The 3,354-nt window shown below is 54.2% G+C and carries 3 protein-coding genes, 1 pseudogene and 2 riboswitches; of the genes and pseudogenes, 3 read left to right on the plus strand and 1 reads right to left on the minus strand.

Features of this window, described 5'->3' with window-relative positions; all coding sequences use genetic code 11:
• Window positions 1-132 precede the first annotated feature (132 nt).
• Window positions 133-300: pseudogene (locus tag IGW03_RS37295) on the minus strand (TMEM165/GDT1 family protein); the annotation flags it as partial.
• Between the two features lie 16 nt (window positions 301-316).
• Window positions 317-482, minus strand: a riboswitch (yybP-ykoY riboswitch).
• Window positions 483-699: 217 nt separating this feature from the next.
• Window positions 700-828, plus strand: a riboswitch (yybP-ykoY riboswitch).
• A gap of 49 nt (window positions 829-877) precedes the next feature.
• Here IGW03_RS37295 and mntP point away from each other — a divergent pair.
• From mntP to IGW03_RS37315, 3 genes are all read left to right on the plus strand, one after another.
• A complete protein-coding gene (mntP, locus tag IGW03_RS37305) occupies window positions 878-1,444 on the plus strand; it encodes a manganese efflux pump MntP (RefSeq protein ID WP_194727429.1) in 567 nt (188 codons plus the stop codon).
• 308 nt (window positions 1,445-1,752) lie between these two features.
• A complete protein-coding gene (locus tag IGW03_RS37310; protein WP_194727430.1) occupies window positions 1,753-2,703 on the plus strand; it encodes an IS481 family transposase in 951 nt (316 codons plus the stop codon).
• A 9-nt stretch (window positions 2,704-2,712) separates the two neighbouring features.
• On the plus strand, window positions 2,713-3,270 hold the full coding sequence (locus IGW03_RS37315; RefSeq protein ID WP_194727431.1) for an alpha/beta hydrolase: 558 nt from the start codon (window positions 2,713-2,715) through the stop codon (window positions 3,268-3,270).
• The last annotated feature ends 84 nt before the right edge of the window (window positions 3,271-3,354 follow it).

The raw sequence follows: 3,354 nt of genomic DNA on the forward strand, positions 1-3,354 counted from the left end.
CGACCTCCGCCTCCCGCAGGACACCTATGATTTGTTCTTCTGTGAATCGCTTCTGCATGTATGCCTCCATGTCAAAAATAACATGAAGACTCACTCAGCGGGTGGCTACACGATTTCTACCGGGTCACAAGCACCAAGCGCCCCGGCAAAACCGTGATTGAACAGTGTGGCGACCAGAATACCGAGAATAATCGGTATTGGTCGGCGATACTTCGCGGCGAGGATAAAAGCCAGGAGTTGGGTTTTGTCACCGATTTCAGCCAGAGCGACGATACCGGTGGAGACGAGAAAAGCTTCCATGTAATGATGTTCCTCGGCCGGACAAGTAATCCCATTGACCACACGCCCGTCCGGCCAACGGAAGGCATATGGTCAAAGGTCTTGCCAAGTTATGGAACCGCTTGCGCCATGGTCTGTGGACCAAGTATGTTGATGCAAGCCCCTTCATGGATGAAGGGAGGCTACTCCCCAATGACGGCCAGCATTATAACATTTCCGTGTATCAAGTCCATGACAACGGTCGCGTCGGTGTGAGAATGCATAGCGTTCAGGCTTTACACGTTGCCATTTCGGTGTTGTTAGGATTCCAGTCCTCTTCGGCTTCCGCCTTTGCTTCGTAAACACGAAACGCTTTTCCTAATGAATAGGACTTGATAAAAATTCAACAACGTGCAGTCGTTGCATCGTATAGTTGTTTGTCCTCTGGGGAGTAGCCTACTTCTGTACAAGAAGTGCCTGCATCAACATACTCGGTAATTCGACTTTTACCGTGGTGCAGGCAGCCGTCAGGTTGGCGAGACCATTGGCATGTGAAGCACGATGAAGGTCGGGCTGGTTTCGCATGCCATGAGTCTTTGTCCCGACCTGAAAGTGATCGATGAACGTTCTTTCCACTGTCTTCATTGCGCTGGCAATGTCTACGGATGCCTTTGCTGCTGCCGTTGGCAAAGGTGCCGCCCTGCACAGACCAAGGATCCAGGAAGCGCTTCGTACAGGTGCCATCTTCGGCGTCATCGAAGCGTTGACGCCAGTTATAGGCTGGGCGGTCGGTCAAGCTGCAGCCCCTTTTGTTTCAGCATGGGACCACTGGATTGCCTTTGTTCTTCTCGGTGTCCTAGGAATCCGGATGATTCACGAAGGTCTTTCCACCGCTGAAGAGGAAGTGGAGAAGCCTCGAACCCATTCGTTCTGGATGCTCGCGGTCACCGGGTTTGCAACCAGCATCGATGCAATGGTGGTTGGCGTTAGCCTGGCCTTCATGGACGCGAACATCCTCGTTACCGCAGCTGCGATAGGACTCGCCACCTTCACGATGGTCACACTCGGTGTAATGGTGGGGAGGATGTTAGGTGTTATCGTAGGAAAGCGTGCAGAAGTTGTTGGAGGGGTGATATTGATTCTTATCGGTGGTCTCATCCTATACGAACATATTGGGGGCACCTGAGCGGTCTGACATTTGCCGGGACGCTAAGTCGTGCGGCTACCCACGGATTGCCTTGCCCAAAAGATGTTTTCGGCATGACACGACTGTCGTTCGATAACTGTTCTTCCGGATACGATTGTCAACCAACAGGAATCAATTTGCTTATTAATCCCTTCTTTATCTATTAATGCCAACCCAATATAGTGCGAGCTATCAACGAACTGCTGCTCTAAATGTGATGTTTCAATAGGTTGTAGGTGTCCATTCGGACTGGATTTGAGACACTGGGAATCGCCAAACCCCCACTCGTCTCAAAGGAGCCCAGCCGAATGAACATCCACAAGAATGCCCGACTTACCTTCGTTCGTCGACTGGAAATGGTCATGTCTCTGACATCGAGCGGCGCCTGTGTCACGGTGGCCGCCGATCGCTTTGGGGTGAGCACGGCAACGGTCAGGAAGTGGCTGGGACGCTATCTCGCCGAAGGGCCGTCCGGCCTGGCCGATCGCTCTTCTCGTCCCAATGTAAGCCCGCGTTCAATTTCAACCGCCACAGCCCTCACCATCATTGAGCTGCGCAAGAAACGCATGACCCAGATGCGCATTGCTCACTACCTGGGCCTGTCCAAGGCTACCGTGAGCCGGGTGCTCAATCGCGCTGGCCTGTCCCGGCTGTCAGACCTGGAACCGGCTGAACCGATCGTGCGTTACGAACATGCCCATTGCGGGGATCTGATCCACCTCGATACCAAAAAACTTGCGCGCATCGAACGGCCCGGACACCGTGTCCATGGCGACCGTACGACAGAGGTGCGCGGGGCCGGATGGGAGGTGCTGTTTATTGCCATCGATGACCATGCCCGCATTGCCTTCACCCGGATGTATGCCAATGAAACCAAGGAAAACGCAATTGATTTCCTCGGCAAGGCATACGCCTGGTACAGCTCGCTGGGCATGCGGCCCAAAGCCATTCTCACTGACAATGGCTCGGCGTTCCGTTCCAAGGCATTTGCCGCCGCCGCGCAAGCTGTTGGACTCAAGTCAAGATTCACCCGGCCATACCGTCCCCAAACCAACGGGAAAGCGGAGCGCTTTATCCAGTCGGCGCTGCGGGAATGGGCTTATGGTTTTGTCTACCAGCACTCCAATGATCGAACCGCCATGCTCGATCGTTGGGTGCACCACTACAATTGGCATCGCCCTCATCAAGGCATTGGCGGCATGACTCCCATGCGCAGGCTTACTAACGATGCGCATAACCTATTGCAACTTCACATCTAAAGGATGAATATGAACAGCGCATTGGGACGGCTTATCGATGAGCCAGCGTTTGGACTGAAGCACCGAATCCGACTTAACAGCACAGATGATGGCAAGAAAGCTCCCTGCCTCGTTTTGTTGCACGGCGTCGGTGCCAATGAAGAAGGGTTGATAGATGTCGCTCGTGAACAGGACCCCCGTCTCGTCGTTATTGCCGCCCGAGCGCCGCTCACTTTCGGGCCCGCTCAATTCGGCTGGTTTCAGGTTACATTCACCGCGAACGGCCCATCCATCAATGCGGAACAAGCAGAGGCTTCGCGTCGACTCCTACTGGAATTTGTCGATGCACTGCCAAATGCATACGGGGTCGATTCTCAGCGCATTTGGATTGCCGGTTTCAGCCAAGGTGGCATTATGAGTGCCAGCGCCGCGCTGATGGCCCCGGAGAAATTTGCAGGCTTCGGCATTTTGAGCGGGCGCGTTCTGTCGGAAATCCGGCCGCGCGTTTATACCGGCGAGGCAGTCACCCGGCTCCATGCATTCATAGAGGTGGCCCCGTTTGATTGGACAGCATATTGCTGCTGCTAAGTGGAGCTTCGCGGAAGTAGGGTTGCCATCTATGCTGCTTGTGGCATTGGCTGGTTGCCGAAGTAGAACGCATCCGGAGTCACG

It is taken from the genome of Noviherbaspirillum malthae (assembly GCF_015352985.1).
GTDB lineage: Bacteria > Pseudomonadota > Gammaproteobacteria > Burkholderiales > Burkholderiaceae_D > Noviherbaspirillum > Noviherbaspirillum malthae.

Excerpts from the sequence above, each read along its gene's own strand:
- IGW03_RS37315 (WP_194727431.1), top strand. The coding sequence starts at position 2,713 with ATGAACAGCGCATTGGGACGGCTTATCGATGAGCCAGCGTTTGGACTG.
- mntP (WP_194727429.1), top strand. The coding sequence starts at position 878 with ATGAACGTTCTTTCCACTGTCTTCATTGCGCTGGCAATGTCTACGGAT.
- IGW03_RS37310 (WP_194727430.1), top strand. The coding sequence starts at position 1,753 with ATGAACATCCACAAGAATGCCCGACTTACCTTCGTTCGTCGACTGGAA.